This window comes from uncultured Caldilinea sp. (genome assembly GCF_937128415.1).
Classification (GTDB): domain Bacteria; phylum Chloroflexota; class Anaerolineae; order Caldilineales; family Caldilineaceae; genus Caldilinea.
Window position 1 is genome coordinate 1 of the sequence record NZ_CAKZMJ010000046.1, and the last position, 17602, is coordinate 17602.

Genomic DNA, 17602 nt, shown 5'->3' on the forward strand with positions numbered 1-17602 from the left:
CTTGGAGGGCGGGATGCGCTTTGAGAAACGCTTCAAGCGCTTCCTCGAGCTGAGCCAGTTCTTGTTCGAGTTGTTGAATGGTGCGTTCCAGGCTCTGGCGCACACTGGCGGGAGGGTGAGGATGTTTTTTAAGCGTGAAGAGGCGATTGCGTTCGCGCTGGAGGAGGTCCTCGACGTCCTGGCGCCGCCGCAGCAGGAGGTCCAGCTCCTGAATTTCAGGCGGCGTCTGCTCCTGGGGGGCTGGCTGCATGCGCTCGCCATATTCGGCCAACAGCAGGGCGTCCTGAACGTCCGTCTTGGCGCGCCTGCCTGCGCCTTGCGCCCAGCGGCGCACCTGCAGCGGGTTGACCTGGGTGATGCGCCATCCTCTGCGATGGGCAAACAACACCAGGGCTGCCTGATAACCTGCGGTGGGTTCCAGGATCAGATGGATGGCGCTGGCTCCTTCCGCTCGACGCAACGCTTCGACTGCTCCAGGCAACCCCCTCAAAGCTGGCATACGCCACGTCCTCACCGACATAGAGGATCGTCATCTGTTGGACTCCTTTCCGTATGCACTCTGGGCAGCTTCGTTCGGGCTCCGACCCTGCGATGCACCTCCATCCTGGTATGCGGGCTTTGCGCCTGTGATTCTCTCCGTTCGCATGGTCAGGGGGCGATTGCCCACGCTCAACCTGTCTCCTTCCAAGCACCGGCTTCGGTGCAGCTGCGGTTTCTCAGCCCTTGAAGCTGTACGTGGCAGCTAAATACTTATGGTATCTTATAATTCACCGAAAAGTTACGGAGAATGCACAGGTGCTTACAGGCAGCACCTCCACATTTCGGTGTTGAAACATTTAAAAAATTCTCAACGCAACACTATCCAATCCACCGAAGGAGCATCCAATCCCATGGTCTCATCGCAACCCTTTCTTCACCCCGACCGTTGCTTCAGCCCGGAGCCGACGCAGCGCGAAGCCGCGCGTCGGCTTTACGCGCTCGTGGCTGACCTGCCGCTCATCTGTCCGCATGGGCACGTCGATCCGCGCCTCTTCGCCGATCCGGAGTACGCCTTCGGCTCGCCGGCCGAGCTGTTCATCATCCCCGATCACTACATCTTCCGCATGCTTTACTCGCAAGGGATCCCTTTGGAGGCGCTCGGCGTTCCGCGCCGCGACGGCGGCCCGGTCGAGCGCGACCATCGCCGCATCTGGCAGATCTTCGCCGAACACTATCATCTGTTCCGCGGCACGCCGACAGGCTACTGGCTGCGCGACGAACTGGCGAACGTCTTCGGCATCCAGGAGCCGTTGACGCCTCAGAACGCGCAGGCCATCTACGACGCCATCGACGCCCGGCTGCGCACGCCCGCATATCGCCCGCGCGCCCTCTATGACCGCTTCAACATCGAGGTGCTCTGCACCACCGACCCGGCGACCTCGCAGCTGGAGCACCACCAGGAAATTCGAGCTTCCGGCTGGCATGGCCGCATTCTGCCCACCTTCCGCCCCGACGGCGTCATCAATATCGACGCGCCGGGTTGGCTCCAGCAGATCGCCGCGCTGAGCGAGGTTTCCGGCGTGGACGTCGGCGACTATCGCAGCTACATTGCTGCGCTGGAGCAGCGTCGCGCCTTCTTCAAGCAGATGGGCGCGGTGGCAACCGACCACGCCGCGCTCTCTGCGTACACTGAGCAACTCTCTTCCACCGAGGCGGAAGCGATCTTCCAGCGCGCGCGGCGGGGCGCAGCCAGCGCCGACGACGCCGCGCGCTTCACGGCGCATATGCTGATGGAGATGGCGCGCATGAGCGTGGAGGACGGCCTGGTGATGCAGCTCCATATCGGCTCGCTTCGCAACCATAACGCCGACCTTTACGAACGCTTCGGCCCGGACATGGGCGCCGACATTCCGGTGGCAAGCGAGTTTACGCGCAACCTGCGTCCTCTGCTCAACCGTTTCGGCAGCCATCCCAACTTCACGCTCATCCTCTTCAACCTGGACGAGAGCACTTACAGCCGCGAGCTTGCGCCGCTGGCCGGCCACTATCCGGCCGTCAAGCTGGGGCCGCCCTGGTGGTTCTTCGACAGCCTCAACGGCATGCGCCGCTTCTTCGACGCAGTCATGGAGACCGCAGGCGTCTACAACACCGCCGGCTTCAACGACGACACGCGCGCCTATCCCTCGATTCCGGCGCGGCACGACCTCTGGCGACGCGCGGCGGCGGACTGGGTCGCCGGCCTGCTCGTGCGCCATCTGATCGACGAGGCGGACGCCCAGGCGATGGTGCGGGCGCTCGCTTATGACCTGGCGAAAAACGCATATCGACTGCAATAAATCAAAAAGGAGACATGGAATGAGCATCACTCCCTTTTCCATGAACGCCCTGCGCGTCGTGCAGATGGAGGACGCCGTTTATACACTGGGGCGTTCGTCGAGCGACGGCGCGCTCCATCTTCTCGTACGCGGGAATTCGGCGACGTTCCACGGCGAGCGATGGGACGATGCGTTGATCTGCCCCCTGGACGCCGAGAACGCGCGCGCCTTGCAAGAACGGCTTCCCTGGCTCAAGCCACAGCCGCTGGGCAGCCGCCTCTCCTTCGGTTTCGGCGACCGCATCGGCCTGGCCACCCCCGGCCACATCGATGCGCTGCGCAATACCGATCCAGCGGGTCGCATTGCGCCGATCTTTGCACAACAATCCGTGCGCGAAAATGAACGCCTGCACCGCACGCCTGAAGAGGTGATGACGGCCGCCATCTGGAGCCTTTTCGCCGAAGATTGGCGCCTGCCCTGGGGCGCCGACGCCGATCACGTCAAGGAGCCAGAGCACGTCGCTCCGTTCGTCGCCGCCGGCTACACCTTTTTCACCATCGATCCCAGCGATTATGTGGACAACGCAGCGCAAACAAATGATTTGACCGTGTTGCGTATGAAGTGTGAGGCTTTGCCTTGGGATGTTTTGGAGACAACCTATTTTTCACTATACGAAAACTATCGCGATCACACCATCGCACTTGACGGGGAGACGCTCCACTTCGACGAAGAGACGCTGCTGCGCAGCCTCGCCAAATACGGTCGCGCGCTCGCTCACACCGTGCGCATCGCAGCCACACTGCGCGCCGCCTTCGGCGGAACTCCGTTTGATTTGGAAATGTCCGTCGATGAAACCGATGCGCCAACCTCGGCGCATGAACATTTCTTTATCGCCAATGAGCTGCTTCGCCGCAATATTCCGCTCGTCAGCCTCGCCCCTCGCTTCGTGGGCAAGTTCCAGAAAGGCGTCGATTACATGGGCGATCCGGCGGAATTCGAGGCGGAGCTGACGCACCATGTCGCTGTGATGCGTTATTTCCATCGTTATAAGCTGAGCGTTCACACCGGCTCGGACAAGTTCAGCATCTACCCCATCCTGGCGCGACGCGCAGGCGATAGCGTGCACATTAAAACCGCCGGCACCAGTTATCTGGAGGCGCTGCGCGTCGCCGCCGTGCGCGCGCCCAACCTCTTTCGTCAGATGCTGGAAACGGGCCGCGCACACTATGAAAAAGACAAGAAGACCTACTTTCTCGACTGTCGACCGGAGCGCGTGCCGCCGGCGTCATCGCTCGCCGACGCCGACCTCCCCGCCCTGCTCGACCAGTTCGACGCCAGACAGTTGCTGCACGTCACCTTTGGCTCGATCCTCACGACGCATGGCGCAGCGCTGCGCACTCTGCTGACGAAATATCCCGACGACTATCGCTCGGCGCTGCGTCGCCACTTTGCGCGCCACCTCCAGCCGTTTGTCGAAATGTAAACGCAATTCTCATGTCTATGCGAAACATCGCCCTCGATTTCTCAAGAGATCGAGGGCGACGCCCCCTTCTCCAATCGCTTTCCCCAGCCGCCACGGAACTGGAGCGAACGGCAAAGACATTGTATGATTGAAAGGTTGTGAGATGCATAGAATCGCTTCACGAGGAATGTGCACGAGCGTGACCGGGATGATATAACAACGCCATGGTGGTCGTGTTCCAGATCATTGCGACATATGCGCCGTATATCTACCTGATCTGTGGCCTCACGGCGCTCTATCAACTCTATCGGCTCTGGCAGGTGCGCGAGGAGCGGCGCCAGGCCATCTTCATGCTGGAACGCGAGCGCGCCGTGCGCGAGCTAAGCGGCATCTTCAGCGTGGCGATGCTGTTGCTCGTGATCATGGGCTTCACCTATTTCGCCAGCCGCACCATTCCGCAGGCCATTGTGGCTGCGCCGGAGGCGGAGCCAACGCTGCCGCCGCAGTTTGCGCTTGTCATCACCCCCACCAACACGCCGCTGCCGGTCACACCCTCGCCCACGCCGACCGAAACGGCGACGCCGACCCCAGAGCCGCCGACGCCCGAGCCGGGCCAACCACAACCGATTGAATCGCCGCCGACGCCGACGCCCGAGCCTGCCCCGATTGCGCAGGCGGGATCGCCGCCAACCTGCCCCGATGCCCGCGCCGTCATCGCATCGCCGGGAAACGGCGCCACCGTGAGCGGCGTCTTCACGTTGATCGGCACTGCGACGCATGAACAATTCAGCTATTACAAGGTGGAGTTTGCCCCAGGCGCCAATGCGCAGAACGGCTTCACCTATCTCGCCGACGGTCGCGGTCCGGTCTTCAACGGCGCGCTGGCGAGCATCAACTCCCGCGGCTTCGCCAATGGCCCCTGGACGTTTCAGTTGACCGTCGTCGACCTGACGGGCAATTACCCTGAGCCCTGTCGGGTGACGCTCTACATCGAAAATTAGCCGAACGAGGAAGAGAGTGCATCGCATCGCTCGCTTGTGGCAACAGCTTGACCCAAAACAACGCAGACAGGCGCAAATTGCAACCGCTTCATTGATCGGGCTGCTCTTGGTGATGCTGGTCGCCGCCATGGCTTTTCAGGTCGGTCAGTCTATGGGGCTGGCTCGCGCCCAAGAAGCGGCCGCCACCGCCGAAGCAATGCGCAACGCGCTGGGGTTCTCACTGACGCCGCTCCCTTCGGCCACGCCCACCGAGACGCTGGAGCCGACGTTCACGCCGACCTTGACGCCAACGCCCACGGCGACGCCGGCCAGCCCGGCGGAGTGGGCCGAGCGCTATTTCATTCTGGCCCTGCAAGGGCTGAACACCCTCGCCGCCCTTGATTTCACGCCCGAGCGCGCCGCCGCCCTGACCGAGCGGCTTGCCCACGAGCAAGGGTTGATTTTCGTGCCGGCCAGCTATCGCCAAATCTCCGAAGACCCCTGGATGGCCTTTGCGGCCCCACGCACGCCGAATGGAGCGCCGCTGCCGATGTTCTTCTGGCGCAGCGCGGAAGCCGGCAACGCCGTCGAAGGTCAGCTTCTCCTCGACGTTGCCGCCGCCTTGAGCGAGCGCAGCGCCGGATACGTCGCGCTCGCTGCAGGCATCGGAGAGGCTGCGCTCGGCGTTGACGCCCAGGGAGTGCGCTACCTCCTGACCCTGGAGCGCCCGGAAGCGCGCTCTCTCCTCACCGCCTATCTCTGGAGGCAGCCATCCCCGGGTGCGGCGTTTGAGGTGCTCTGGCGCAGCGACGACGAGCCACAGTGGCGTTTCGATTCGGCCAGCAGCGAGGTGCGCTTTGAGTTCAACGAAGGCGAGCCTTTGCCCGACATTGTGATCTCCGGCCCCCTACCCGCCGACAGCCCCATTCGCACAGAAGAAGGCGCCACCGGCGTGTTCATCGAACAGCCGCCGTTTGCCCAACAACGACTACAGACGCGATGGCGTCCCTTGCTGGCCAGCGAGCTAGACGCCAATGCGCCGCCGCGCATCATCGGTTACCGGCTGGCGCAGGCGGAAGTCGAGCCGACCCCCCTCAGCACACTGGCGACCATCCTAGCGCGGCTCCAGAGCGGACAGATCAGCCGTGCACAGTCGCTGGTCAAACGCATCGACCTGCTCAATGAAATGTTCGACCTGGGATTGGCGACGCCCGGCGACTGGATGGCCGTTTATGTCAATGAGATGGATCGGGAAATTCAGGATGGCTCCACGTCGCTGCGCTTGCGCTTTTTTGACAACGCCGACCGCAACCGCAGCTTCGAGGCCATCTTCGAGGAGGATTTTGCAACGGGGCGCTACATTCTCACCTCGATCGGCCGGGTGGTGTTGGCCAGCAGCGCAGGGTTGGTGACGCCTGCGCCGCCGCGCCCCACGGCGACGCCGACGGTGGTTGCCGTCGCGGCGGCGCCGATCGCTGACCTGGGAGAATTCACGATCACGCTGCCCATCGAGGACGAAAGCGCAGCGCTTAACCCGACGCTTGAGCCGACGCCAACCCCGACGCCGACCTTCACGCCCACGCCAACCGATACGCCGACGGCGACGCCAACGCCGACAGACACGCCGACGCCGACCGACACCCCCACGGCAACGCCGTCGCCGACCGAGACACCCACACCCACGCCGACCGAAAAACCGCTTCCGATCCCGAACATTCCGGCGGATGCAACGCCCTCGCTCACCGGCTACATGTTGCTCTCCGAAACCGGTCGGCTGCGCGGCGGCCCGGGCACCGACTACATTGTCATCGCCGGCCTGGAAAACGGCACGCCCGTTGACATCTTCGGCGTCACCGAGGCCGGCGACTGGCTGCTCATCCGCGCTGCGGTCGTCAACGACGGCCGCACCAACGTCGTCGGCTGGGTGGCGACGCAACTGGTGATTCCTTATGGCGACTATAGCGCCGTCCCGCGCTATCGCGCCGACGGCGCGCCCGTGGATGCGCCGCTGTGGGAAGAGTCTTCCAATACGGACGCTTCACTCCTGGCGGCGCTACCCACCGCCACGCCGACGCCGACGCCGCTGGTCACGCCGGTGATTCGTCTGCCGACTGTGGCGACGCCGCCCACAGGCAGCATCCCTGCGCCAGAGGCGGATGAGCAGGTGGTCACGATGGGGGGCGGCGCCATCCCCGCCGATCCGATGACGCCGCTTATGGCGACGAACGCCGCCGGCGCTCCGGTCCAGATCGACGTGCGCGAGGCCGTCGTCGAAGTCTGGAGCACAGTGCTCGGCGCTCCAGAAGGACAATGGACGCCGGCCAACGCGGCGTTGTTATGGCCCGGCGCAGTCGTCTACATGAAGGGACAGCCGGACGCGCTACGCAACAACGAGGGGATGGAGCGCTGGCGCGCGCTGCGCATGCGCATCGTGGCTGCCCCGCCTATCGAGCGCGTCAAGGAGCTGTCCCTGCCCGAAATCGCCGCCGCGACGACGGCCAACCAGGCGATTGCGCTGCTAGGGGGAAGCGCGATGTCCGGTCTTTTTCTGCTGCAGCGAGAGGGCCAGGCGCGCCAGGTGTGGCAATACGAAACGTCTGCCCGCTGGCTCAACAGCGACCCGAACGCCGGCTTCATTGTGACGGAGCCGCCGGCTTCAGGCGGCCTGAACACCTTCAGCTGGGTGCGCAACGACGGAACCGGTCTGCAGATCGCCGCCCAACCGTTCCGCACGATCCGCGGGGTCGCAGGCGACGCCTATGGCGGGTTGTGGTGGATCGAAACGCCGAACGCAGCGCTGGATCTCTGGCAGCTCTGGCACTATGACCCGGCGACCGCCCAAATTGCGCTGCGGCTGCAGGGCGATGGCGAAATGTTTGGCCTGGCCGGCGGACCGAGAAACATTTCATTGAGGCCGACGCTGGTGGCCGTGCAGCCGGTGACGCCGGGCGATCCCTCGGCCATCTATCTGTTCGTCGACACGGAGGACGCCGTTTCACAACAGCCGTTCGCCGGCTTCTTCCGTCTGCGCGTGGAGACAAATGCAGAGGGCCGCGGCGTCGTCACAGAAGGGCCGCAACAGCTCCTCGAAAAGGGCGCCTACCGCGGTCCCCTTGCGCTCAGCCCCGATCTCTCGCGTCTGGCGTTTTTCGCCTACGACGCCAATCAGCCCAGCCTCACCTCCGGTGTGGTGCGCCCGGCCAATGCGCTCAACGTCCTGACGCTCTCCGGGCGCGGGGCCAGCATCATCCGCACAGCTTACGTCACCGAGACGCGCTTCGAGTTCCTGGGATCCGCAGCTGTGTGGCAGGGGACGGATCAAGTGATTCTGGCGCGCAGTCGTTTTGCGCCTGGGTCAGGTGAACAGGAAGATTGGTTTGGGCTGGTGCAGGTCGAATTGCCGCCTCCAGGCGCATCACCCGCCGACCCAATCACTGCTCGCTCATATCTGCTGCCCCGGCAGCAGTCCGCCCTGACCTTTGCATCCTGTCTGGATGGCGTCTCGGTGCTGGTGCTGACGCGCGAACGCAGCGGCGCCCAACAATTGATGCGCTGGGAAGGGGGCGACCAGGTCTTTCCCCTGTTCGGCATTCCTGCGCCGTTGGACCGCCTGTATCTTTGCTGGCGACCGTGAACATGCAACAGAGCACGCTGCTTGAGGGATGGAGCTATTTCGCCGACTGGAACGATCTGGTGCTGGCCGTCGGCGGCCTGCTGGCGGTGGCGCTTGCCCTCGTCTGGTGGAGCCAGCAGACTCGTCACTGGCACCGCATCGCCCTGTTGAGTTTTCTGGCGGCGTTTGGGCTGGCGTTTGCGAGCATCTACATCTTCTGGGTGCCGCCTTACTATGCAGGCTGTCCATCCGGCTGCATGGGTTGGCGCGGGTATCCGCTGCCCGTAGCGCGCATCACCTTTGAGGGGCAGACGCAGATCGGCATGCTCGACATGCTGCTCAACACCTTGCTGCTATGGCTGTTGATCCTGGTCGCCAGCCTGGTGGGGCGCATCGGCGCCGTCCTGTTCGACTGGGAGCGATGGTCGTGGCGCACGCGCATCCTGGTCATCCTCCTGTTTGTGCTGATGCCCTGGGCGTTTCTCCCGCGCTATCTGCCTCCGCCCCAGCCGGCCACAACCGGCGAAGAGCTGCGGCTGGTGACGAATGCGCGCCGCGCGGCCGAGATCACCTATGGCGTCACCGGCCTCTGGGTGCATCGCCTGGCCCTGGAAGATTTGCGCCAGCTCAGCCCCAATCCCCTGGGAGAAACCACCCCGGACTTGACCGCCGTGCGCAGCCAGGTCTGTCTGCGCGGCTACACCTACTTCTATTTGCCGTGGCGCCGCTACCGCGTCAGTTTGGAGCCAACGGGCGTCAACGCGCTTTCGATCGTGGAGTTGCCGCTCGAAGGGCCGTGCTGGACCGAAGAAGCGGCGAGGTGAGCGCCCTCGCCGCTTTCGCAGTTGTTGTGTGGGGCAAGGATGGGCGGCTATTTTCGGCGTCCACCCTTCAATTGCGCCTGAAGCGCTTTCAACGCCTCCATATCGCCTTTTGCAGCAAGAACCGCCTGCTCAGGCCAGGTCGTCGGGTCGGTGACGGCGAAGCGTCGCCCCGCTGCCAGCAACATCTTGCGCAGGTCCTCCGGAGAGGCGGCGGCGAGATCGGCGAAGGTGGTGATGCCGTTCTGCGCCAGCAGCTCCGCAATTTTGGGGCCGATGCCCTCGATGATTTGCAGATTGTCTGCGGCGGGTTTGTCGGTTGAGGGCGCCTCTCCGGCGCTGACGGGGGCTGCCGCCGGCGCCTTCTTGCTCTTCTTGCCTGCTCGCTTGCGCTCTTGCTGACTCTCTTGGGGGGGCGTTGCAGGCGCTTCCTCAATCTGTTTTGGACTTTCTTGTTTGCTCTCCTGGGGAAGACTTGCCGGTGCAACCGACGTCTCGATCAGTTGCGTCTGAGGCGCCGTCTCCACCGTCATAGGCAGGGGCCGCGTGAGAATGCCGATGGCGTCGATGTACCAGTCGGCGCGGCCAAAGAAGCCGACAACCTCGCTCCCCTCCGGCGCCAGGAGGGTGAACTCCACCTCGCCGCCTTCGCCGCCAAAAGTCGGCGAAACGCGCTTGTTGGTGTGAAAGCGGATGCTGTCCACATAGGCGCCGCTGCGGCCGCTGACGCCGACAAGATATTCATCTGCGTCGAGGATAAAGAGATGTTCGCGCTCGCCATGGCCTCCGATCCCAGGCAATGCCTGGAGGTTGCCGTCCGCATCGGCGTAGGCGACCTGGATGGAATCGACGAACCATCCGTATGTCACGCGAATCTGTCGGATGCGCGCGCCGGCCGGGATTTCGTACCCTTCGATGGGAAGGCCGCCCTCGCCGCCGCTGGGCCCAACTTTTGCTTTGCTCATACGATGTCTGCTCCTTTTGATTTGAAGATCTTGGCGCTACGATTTCATCACCGGCCGCAACTTGAGTGCAAGCTGCAAGGCAAACCGTGCTTCGGGGTCATCCAGGTCGAGCTGCGTAATCTGTGCAATCTGCTCAAGTCGGTAGGTCAACGTATTGCGGTGGATGTGCAACTTTGCTGCGGTCTGGCTCAGATTGCCGTGGCAGGCGAAAAAGGCGTCCAGGGTTTGCACCAGCTCGGCGTTGCGAGTGTCGTCGTGGCTGATCAACTTGCCGAGCGTCTTGCGAAAGAAGCGCGCCGCCTCTGGATTATTGCCGAGGTCTGTAAGCAATTGATACAACCCCAAATCGCCGAAATAGGTGACGGGCGAAGCGCCCCATTCCTTGCCCAAACGCCAGCTTTCGCGCGCCTGCATCTGGCTCTGCCGCCAGTTGGCCGGCCCAACGCCGGGCCGACCGATGCCGATCACAACGCGTGCGCCTTTGTACGCGTTCTCGATGCGCATTGCCAGCTCAGAGGCGACAGGTTTGAGCGCGCGGCCGCTCTTTGGGTCGTCGACCGGCCAGAAGACCAGAAGGCCCTCTTCTCGCCTGGCGTGAAGCGCAGTGACGTTGCGCTGTTCGATGAAACGCAGCAGCGGCGTCGGCCAGCCGGGGACATTCGTCGCCTCGATCAGCATGGCGACGTGCGGTCGGGTCAGGTCATAGCCCAGCGAGGCGCCGCGCTGGATCCACGCCTGTTCATCTGCAATCTCGGCGGCGAGGAGCTCGTCAAGAAAGGCGGCGCGCATGCGCTCCTCGGCGACGCCGATGGCGTTCTGCCGCGCCCATTCAAGCGCGGCGGCGGATGCGCCCTCAAGCGCCGCGATCTCTTCGACCGCCGAGAGCGCCTGTCCGGCCACCGAGCCATTGCGCAACAGGAGACAATAGCCGCGCACGGCGTCGCCGACGCAGACGGCGGAGACGAGCGACTCTTGAAAAGCAGAGAGCGCCCCATCTTGCGCCAGTGGAAGCACGCCCACCGCCTGAGACAGAGCGTCCGGCGCCTGCACGGCGATCCAGCTGCGCAATGTGGCAAGATTGGGCAACTGGCTTAACACAGAGCTCAGGTTGTAGCCATTTTCCTCGAATCCAGCCGTTGCATTGATGCGCCCATCTTCCCCCAGAAAGACGACCGGCCGTTGGACGAAGGTGTGGAGGCGTTGGGCAATCTGAGCCAGCCCGCCTCCATCCAAGGCGGCGCGGTTGAGATCGCGCTGCAGCTCCGCAGAGCGCTGTGCGATGTAACCGGAGCGATCGACGATCAGGCGAATGATGGAGCGTTCGATATGGGTGAGCGAAACGGATGGGGGCAGCTCAAAAAGGGCGATGCCGGACTCGATCGCCGCAGCCACAGCCGCCTCGGAGACTCCCCCCAGAACGGCGACGCCGGATACGCCGGCCACGCGCAAGCTGGAGATGACGCGCTCAAGTCTCCCTCTCGGATCAAGGCGTCGCAGGTCTTCCATGTCTACGAGCGCCAGCTCATTCCCATCGAGCTTCGGGAAGGCAGGGGGGCTTGGCCGCAGGCTGCACGCCCAGCTCACCGGGCGGCTAAGGAATTCGACGCCCACTACGAGCCGGGTGGCCGGCGGGAGCGCCAGATGATACACATCGCTGAGTGTGGCAGTGCTCTTATACATAAAATTTGCGCTGGCCCTTTTCAAAAAAGGCGCTGAAACAAATTATAGAAGGGTTTTTATGCAATGCAAAGTGGCGAAGGGTTTGCATTTGTTCAAACCGCACAATTGCCGGAAACCCGTCGGAAGAACCGAGGTCTCCAGAGTGCATGCAGGACGAGGCGAAAAAGAAAGGGCGACGGCTTTGAAGCCATCGCCCGCAACGATTCTTTGGAAGTTTCTGGTCAGTCTCGCACAGCAGAAGTCATAAAAGCGGCCACAGCGCCGCCCCACAGCGCCCAGAGCATCGACCAACCGAAGCCAACCCATGCAGGGTCTTGACCGATGAAATAACCGATCACAAAGAAGCCGACGACGCCCAGGACAATGCCTATCAGACTCCCCAGCCATAATTTGCCGAAAGCAAAGCTTCGATTGAACGCCCAGACCAGCAGCGGCCACAGGATGACTTGGGAAATCAACGGCAAAATGAAGCCGATAACGCCGCCGAGCAAGGTTTTCCAGTCCTGCCCCAGTTTGCCGGAAGCCAGCTGATAGCCGAGCACAGGGCCGACGCCGATCAACAAGAAGGCGAGGATATACAGCACCGGGATGTTCGTGCCCAACAACAAAGCCGAAGCGGCGGCGATCAGGCCGGTTGCAACTCCGCCGTACAACGAAGCCATCCATGGATTGATGGCGGCGCGAGCGCCAGAACTCGAAATTGCTGTGGTCAATATGATCATCGTAACGACTCCTTGACGCTGGAGATTGAGGCGATTGATACAGGTGTGCACATGATAGACGAAAAGCTGACAATACGCAACCCGAAAAAAAGACGATCGCCCATTCAGGCAGCCTATTCAGGCAACTCGTCCCATTCCGCCAGCAGCCAGGCGGCGACGGCCAGGTAGACTGTTTCTCCTGCCGGCGTCGAAAGGATCAGGATCAGGCTATCCGCCTCGTCCACTGCAACGTCGCTGAGCTGCGCCTGCGCCTTCACCATGTTGACAAGCCTGTTCAAGCTCTCCGCAAAGTCTGACCACGGTTCAGCCTCCAGGTCATCGAAGCAGGAGACGCCGTACAGCTCAAAGTAGACGCCATCCTCGAGGTAGAGATCGATGTCGAAGGCAGGTAGGTCTGAAAGTTCGCCTGTGCGCTCCGCCAGCGCAGTGCTCAGGGAATCCTCCCAAAGTCCAACATGGACAATGCGCTGGCCGACGAGCGTCATCATCTCCTCATAGGTTTCGTCGTCGACCGCCATCATCAGAGGAAGTTCTTTGTCGCTGCGGCGCATAGTTCACTCCTTCGTTTGGACTGATCCTTCAGGCGTCGAGACCTCAGGCGTCGAGACGATCATGCGCGTAGGGATCGTCGTCAGGCGCTCAAACCACTGACCGCCTGCCTCAAAATGGCTGAAGCGCGCCGGCAATCCTCGATCGATAAAAGGATGCGGCCCTTCGGCGAGATGAAAATGCAGGTGCGGCCCTGGCGACATGCCGCTGTTGCCGACGCGGCCCAGCAAGGCACCGCGTCGCACGACCTGTCCTTCGTTGACCGCCAGGCTGGCCTGTTGAAGGCAGCCGTAGAAGCTGAACTCGCCGTTGCCGTGGCTGATGGCGACGGAGTTGCCTAGCAGCCGCCGGGGATCGTTGCGAAAGATGCGCTCATCGGGCAGGGCGCCCGGTGGAAGGTCCGGCATGTCGAAGGTGACGGCGGCCACCTTGCCGCCCGCCGTGGCATAGACGGGTTGGTCCCAGCTGTAGTGCTCTTCAAGCGTTAGACCCGTCCCTCGAAAGAAACGATTTTCCGGACCCAGCCGCACGAAATCCATTGCGTAGGGCTGGCTATAGACTTCTTGCTTGTGCCGATCGCTCCAATCTGAACCCTGAATCAGCCACCAGGCGCCGCGCAGCGGAAAGTGCAGGTCGGTCTTTTGTTCGTAAAACTCCACGGGGATCTGCAAGGAGTGCTGAGCGTCCACCTCGCTGCCCTCGCGGCGTGCAATCACGATGGCCTGCAGATGCGTCAGGCGCACATAAGCGGGCGCCAAAAAGTGCAACGAGCGCAGCGCCAGGCCGGTGTGCGGCGCAATGGTCAGATCGTCGCAGCCAGTGCGCTTGGCGATCATTTGCGCAGGCCAGCGCTGCTCGAAAAGCAGTTGGTGGCCGCTGTAGCCTTGGATGACCACGCCGCGCAGGTCGAGAGCATGGTCGGTGGCGGTCACGCCCAGGTCGAAGACAACCTCCTGCATTGGATGCAAAATCGGGAAAGGCATTTCGGTGTAGGTGGCCGCGATCAACGTTGGCGGCCAGCTTTGCACAATCATATCGTTCTCCGAACGAGCTGCATGCCCCGTGGGGTTGCGATGAAAGGAATAAACTCCCTGTTTATTTTAGCGTCCCTGACGAATTTGGTGACTCAATGGAGGCCGGTCGGCGATCAACGTCAGCATCCAATTGCGCTGGGCGCTGCGTTCGTGGCGACGCGCCGGATGCTCGGCGCCCACCACGTTGTCGATCACGGCCAACGTCTCCAATGCCTCGGCGGGCGCAAGGCGATAGAAACGCTCTTCCGTCTCCAGGCTTTCGGTGCGTTCCCAACGGTCGATCCAATCGTTGAGATAGTAGGTGTAGCAGGTGCGGCAGCGCCATACGCTGAAAGTCTGCTTGTCGCCTTCCGGCGTCGCCGCCGTCAAGGCGCCGAGATTGGCGATCTTGCCCTGGCAGGCGAAACAAGGCTCGACGCCGGCGCCGACCCCGCTGCGCTCTAAGAGACGCTCCTCCCAGGGAAGTTCAGCGGGTGGAGTTGTCGGCTCCGACGATCGACGCAGCCAGCGTCGGAGGCGGCCAAGCCATGTCCAGCGTTCATCGCTTTCCTGTTCGGCGCGCTTGCGAATTGGAGCGATCGTCTCACTCGGAAGCGGCTCCGCCGCCTTCGCTTCCAGAGTCGTCCGCATAGTTGTCTCCGGCCGCCAGTGGACGCAATCCAGGGCGAGCATCGACTGGGCGTTCAACTGAGTGGCGACAGTCGAAGAAAAAGAATTCTGCGCTATGGGATTTTGCCAAACGCAACGTCCAACCGGGATTCCGTCCTCGGTGCGAGCATGCAGTGGGCGCCAATGTGCACATGCGCCGCACGTCACAAGCCGCCAACCGGTCGCAGCCAGCGCTTCCCGAAGGTGTAGGGCAAAGCGCTCTGGGTCGGGGTCGGGAATGCGCAGCAACGGAATTGGCCGATCTTCTCCTTTACCGCTGCGCCGCGCTTCTAACTCGACGACACAAGAAGGTGGATTCTCATACCAGAGAATGCGCGCCCAGCGCACCGGCTGCTGGCGCTGGGCTTCTGCGCCTGAAGGAGGGTCGAGCGGCGCCAGTCGCACGCGTTGATAGACCCTGGTGCGAACGCCAGGGAAAACCCCCGACATCGTTTCCAGGTTAAAGCGCTCAAACGGTTCGCTCATTTGCCATTGGCGTCGTTGATCAACGCAGCTGTCTCAATGACTGTAGCAAGCGGATCGGCGTCGCCATCCACGACCTTGAGGAACATATCGCCGCCGTAGCCCCACGCCTGCGCCATTTCTGGGAGCGAAGGCAGCGGCTGAGCGTTCACCGCCTGGCGTGCGAATCCTTGCAGCAACGGATCGTCGCCCAACGCCGCGTTGCGGCTCGCCGGCAATCGCCTGCCGAGCGCCGCCATCTGTGCACCGCTTTCAGCCGTCGTCAGAAAGCGGGCGAGGGAAAGCGCCATCTGTTGTTGTCCGCCGGTGCGATTAGGATTGAGCATCACCCCTTCTGCACTGAGCCACGGCTGCGCCGGACCGAAGGGGCCGGCCGGCAAAAGCGCCACAGCCAGATTTTCGCCAAGCGCGCCGCGCAGTTCATCGATGGCCCACGGGCCATCTACGAAATAGGCGAACTCACCCTTGCGAAAGCGATCCTTGAGCATCCCATAGTCCGGATCGACGTAGCTGCCGGGCGTCTGACTGAGCGTGCGCAGCCAGCGCAGAAAACCAGGGGCGTCGCCTTGTCGATCGACGACGGCGACGCCATTTTCATCGAACAGACGAGCGCCATAGGCGGGCAATCCCCAGGCCAAATGATAGAGATTGTTGTACAGGCCGATTCCTAACGACGGCGACTGCTGCGCCTGCGCCAGCCACGCGTCCAACGTAGCGGGCATGGCGGTAGGGTCTGCCAGGCCGCGGTTGACAAAGACGCTCACAAGCTCGTAGTGGGTGGGAAGGCCATAGAGCCGGCCTTGCCAACGGAAATTTTCCAGCGCCGCCGGCCAATAAGAGGCCGCCTCCGCAGGGGAGAGCAGGTCGTCGAGCGGCTGCACAACGCCTGCGCCCACCAGTCCATCCATCCACCACACCGGCGCCAGCACCAGATCGGGTCCTTCTCCGGCGGCGACGGCGTCGGCGTACGCCTGCGCCAGATCGGGATAAGCGACGTAGAGTGTATCGACGGTCACGCCTGGCTGTATGCGACGATACATCTCTAGAATTGCGGCGAGCGCGTCGCCGTCGCCCTCCGCCCAACTGTGCCAAAGAACGATGCGTCCGGACAGAGGAGTGGGCGTCGGCGTGGCCGTCGGCAATCCACGCTGCGCCGGGTCGCCTGACAATTGAGCAGCGGATGCAGCGGCGTTCTGCGTGGATTGCTCGACAACCGGTTCACCAGAGGGAGAAGAACGATCGCACCCTGTCAACAACAGGAACGCCAGGAAGACCGTGAGGGAAACAAGCGCCCATCTGGGCATCCTCGTGAGAATCTGTTGCATTATGCGCGATCCTGGAGATAGTCAAGCAGCGCCTGCAGCCCCAGCAAGTAACTGCGCCAGCCGAAGCCGGAAATTTGTCCGATGCACACGGGCGCAATCACCGAGATGTGACGAAAGGGCTCGCGGGCGTGAATGTTGCTCAAGTGGACTTCTACAGCGGGCAATTTGACGCCGGCAATTGCGTCACGGAGCGCATAGGAATAGTGAGTGAAGGCGCCTGGATTGATAAGCAGGCCATCCGCCCAGGCGCGCGCCTCGTGAATGAAGTCGATCAGCGCGCCTTCATGGTTGCTTTGAAAACAGCGAACCTCATGTTCCGGCGCAGCCGCTGCGATCACGGCGGCGTCGATGTCGGCCAAGGTGTGCACGCCGTAGATGTGCGTCTCGCGTGCGCCGAGTAGATTCAGATTCGGACCATGCACAAGGGCAATCTGCGCCATAGTTCGCTTACATCGCCGCCAACGCGCGTTCCCAGTTTTGTTTCGTCCCGTTTTGTACAAGAAGCACAGCAGCTTCTTGCGCCGCCAGCAAGGCGCCTTCTGTGACATCCTCCCCGGCCACGGCGGGCACAACGCGGAAGCCTGCTTTTCGCAGCAGCGCAGCGCGTTCCTGTGCGCGCTTCACGTCGTTCTCATCGATCACGGCCGAGACTTCCACCGCCACATAAATTTTATCAGTGGGGGCGGCGCCGGTGCGCGCCTGTCCTTCGACCAGCAAATCCAGAGGCAACAACGCGTTGAACTCCGCTTCGCTTAGGTGCTCCTCGAGTGCAGGTTCAAGCTCCTGCAGCGAAACCACTTTCACCTTGCGAAGAAGGGAGCCAAAGTAGGCGTACGCCTTGTCTCGATAGTCGAGCTCAAGCAGCTTGCCTGTGTTTTTGCCGACGCGAATCACCAGTTTCTGCACGACTTCCTCGGTGCGCTTCTGCGCCTGCGCCAACTCCTCGACTCGCTCCTCGGTGCGCTTCTGCGCCTGCGCCAACTCCTCGACTCGCTCCTCGGTGCGCTTCTGCGCCTGCGCCAACTC

14 protein-coding genes and 1 pseudogene are annotated in these 17602 nt (G+C 62.6%); 5 read left to right on the forward strand and 10 right to left on the reverse strand.

Going from position 1 to position 17602, the window contains the following annotated elements:
* On the reverse strand, nucleotides 1–499 hold a 499-nt coding region (locus Q0367_RS07125), incomplete at its 3' end, for a transposase (RefSeq protein WP_298981346.1).
* A gap of 391 nt (nucleotides 500–890) precedes the next feature.
* Between Q0367_RS07125 and uxaC the strand changes: the two genes are divergently transcribed.
* The 5 genes from uxaC to Q0367_RS07150 all read left to right on the forward strand — a co-directional run bounded on the left by uxaC (nucleotide 891) and on the right by Q0367_RS07150 (nucleotide 9173).
* Nucleotides 891–2315 carry a glucuronate isomerase gene (uxaC, locus tag Q0367_RS07130; protein ID WP_297641344.1) on the forward strand — a complete coding sequence of 475 codons (1425 nt, stop codon included), beginning with the start codon at nucleotides 891–893 and terminating at the stop codon, nucleotides 2313–2315.
* Between the two features lie 19 nt (nucleotides 2316–2334).
* The gene (locus Q0367_RS07135) at nucleotides 2335–3777 is read left to right on the forward strand and encodes a tagaturonate epimerase family protein (RefSeq protein WP_297641342.1); all 1443 of its coding nucleotides are present in this window, start codon (nucleotides 2335–2337) and stop codon (nucleotides 3775–3777) included.
* Nucleotides 3778–3980: 203 nt separating this feature from the next.
* Nucleotides 3981–4757: a hypothetical protein gene (locus Q0367_RS07140; RefSeq protein ID WP_297641341.1), complete on the forward strand. Its 777-nt coding sequence runs from the start codon at nucleotides 3981–3983 to the stop codon at nucleotides 4755–4757.
* A gap of 16 nt (nucleotides 4758–4773) precedes the next feature.
* A complete protein-coding gene (locus Q0367_RS07145; protein WP_297641339.1) occupies nucleotides 4774–8370 on the forward strand; it encodes an SH3 domain-containing protein in 3597 nt (1198 codons plus the stop codon).
* Between the two features lie 2 nt (nucleotides 8371–8372).
* The gene (locus Q0367_RS07150; RefSeq protein ID WP_298981347.1) at nucleotides 8373–9173 is read left to right on the forward strand and encodes a hypothetical protein; all 801 of its coding nucleotides are present in this window, start codon (nucleotides 8373–8375) and stop codon (nucleotides 9171–9173) included.
* A gap of 47 nt (nucleotides 9174–9220) precedes the next feature.
* Here Q0367_RS07150 and Q0367_RS07155 read toward each other — a convergent pair whose 3' ends face one another.
* From Q0367_RS07155 to Q0367_RS07195, 9 genes and pseudogenes are all read right to left on the reverse strand, one after another.
* Nucleotides 9221–10135, reverse strand: a complete 915-nt coding sequence (locus tag Q0367_RS07155; protein WP_297635865.1) for a jacalin-like lectin — start codon at nucleotides 10133–10135, stop codon at nucleotides 9221–9223.
* Between the two features lie 36 nt (nucleotides 10136–10171).
* A complete protein-coding gene (locus Q0367_RS07160; RefSeq protein WP_297635868.1) occupies nucleotides 10172–11815 on the reverse strand; it encodes a helix-turn-helix domain-containing protein in 1644 nt (547 codons plus the stop codon).
* A 221-nt stretch (nucleotides 11816–12036) separates the two neighbouring features.
* Nucleotides 12037–12537 carry a hypothetical protein gene (locus Q0367_RS07165; protein ID WP_297635871.1) on the reverse strand — a complete coding sequence of 167 codons (501 nt, stop codon included), beginning with the start codon at nucleotides 12535–12537 and terminating at the stop codon, nucleotides 12037–12039.
* Between the two features lie 113 nt (nucleotides 12538–12650).
* Nucleotides 12651–13088, reverse strand: coding sequence for a hypothetical protein (locus Q0367_RS07170; RefSeq protein WP_297635878.1), 438 nt, complete (start codon nucleotides 13086–13088; stop codon nucleotides 12651–12653).
* Nucleotides 13089–13091: 3 nt separating this feature from the next.
* Complete coding sequence (locus tag Q0367_RS07175; RefSeq protein WP_297635881.1) at nucleotides 13092–14120, reverse strand: M23 family metallopeptidase; 1029 nt, start codon at nucleotides 14118–14120, stop codon at nucleotides 13092–13094.
* 66 nt (nucleotides 14121–14186) lie between these two features.
* Nucleotides 14187–15254: a hypothetical protein gene (locus tag Q0367_RS07180; protein WP_297635884.1), complete on the reverse strand. Its 1068-nt coding sequence runs from the start codon at nucleotides 15252–15254 to the stop codon at nucleotides 14187–14189.
* Complete coding sequence (locus Q0367_RS07185) at nucleotides 15251–16576, reverse strand: extracellular solute-binding protein (protein WP_297635887.1); 1326 nt, start codon at nucleotides 16574–16576, stop codon at nucleotides 15251–15253. Before Q0367_RS07185 ends, Q0367_RS07180 begins: the two co-directional genes overlap by 4 nt.
* Complete coding sequence (aroQ, locus tag Q0367_RS07190) at nucleotides 16576–17016, reverse strand: type II 3-dehydroquinate dehydratase (RefSeq protein WP_297635890.1); 441 nt, start codon at nucleotides 17014–17016, stop codon at nucleotides 16576–16578. The genes Q0367_RS07185 and aroQ overlap by 1 nt, the downstream gene beginning before the upstream one ends.
* Before the next feature lie 7 nt (nucleotides 17017–17023).
* Nucleotides 17024–17602: pseudogene (locus Q0367_RS07195) on the reverse strand (hypothetical protein); the annotation flags it as partial.